This is a genomic window from Xenorhabdus sp. NBAII XenSa04, from assembly GCF_963866145.1.
GTDB classification, from domain to species: domain Bacteria; phylum Pseudomonadota; class Gammaproteobacteria; order Enterobacterales; family Enterobacteriaceae; genus Xenorhabdus; species Xenorhabdus indica.
The window spans coordinates 1-1,030 of record NZ_CAWMEB010000287.1; the positions used below are offsets into that span (position 1 = coordinate 1).

The following is a 1,030-nucleotide window of genomic DNA, read 5'->3' on the forward strand; positions in this document are numbered from 1 at the left end:
CGCTACACCGCAACTGGCCTGCTGGCACATCAGTCGGCGGGTCAGGCTACCCAATTTTTCCGGGAAACGCTGGCGCAAAACGATCCGCACTTCCCACCCCAGGCCACCGCCGTCAACCGGAGCTGGCAATACGACCGCGCCCATAACGTCCGTGTGATTGACGACAGCCGCTGGGGACAAACCCGCTACCGTTACAATACTAACGACCAAATACTGCATACCCTGTTTGATGGCAACCGTCCGTATGAAGAACAGTTCCGTTATGATGCCAACGGTAACCTGAGCCAACATCTGCCGACCGATGCGCGGGGAGCGGTGGCACAAATCAATCAACGCCAGAAAGCCGGACGTGTTGTGCAGCAAGGGGATAACCGTTATCGCTATGATGACAACGGTCGTCTGGTGGAAAAAACTGAACACCGTGATGGCTTCCGCCCACAAATCTGGCGCTATCGCTGGGATACGCAAAACCAGCTTACCCACTGCGAAACCCCAGATGGATCGCGTTGGCAGTATAAATACGATCCTTTTGGTAGGCGACTCCAAAAACTGAAAATTCACGATGGAAAATTGGCTGCCACAAATTTAAAATTGTGGCTGGATGGCAAACCGGATTTAGCACTGAGAGCGGATGCCATCGTCGGACAGGATTACCTGTGGAGCGGTGACCATCTGGTTGAGGAAACGCCGATTTATGCCGATGGCACACCGGCGGAAAATCAGCGTGTCCGCTGGCTCTACGAACCGGGCGCACTCACACCGTCAGCCCGTTTTGAGCGAGGCAAGCTGCACTATGTGGTGAGTGACCATCAGGGGACGCCGCGAGATGCCGATTGTAAAAAAGCCCGGATTCCTCATCAAAATACTGGCCTAAAAACCGGAAGTTACAACCAACATGATAATCTGCATCATTGGACGCAATCACCTGAGAATGATCTGCCTGCCCCCAGGTTCTCAGCCGCTGCGCCCAGATAAGCTGGCCGGCCTCGTTGAGCATCTCGCGCGGCGTCCCCTGATGGTCACTCACCAC

1 pseudogene is annotated in these 1,030 nt (G+C 54.9%); it reads left to right on the forward strand.

Going from position 1 to position 1,030, the window contains the following annotated elements:
• Positions 1-975 (forward strand): annotated as a pseudogene (locus tag AAC147_RS10290) (hypothetical protein); the annotation flags it as partial.
• Positions 976-1,030: the final 55 nt, after the last annotated feature.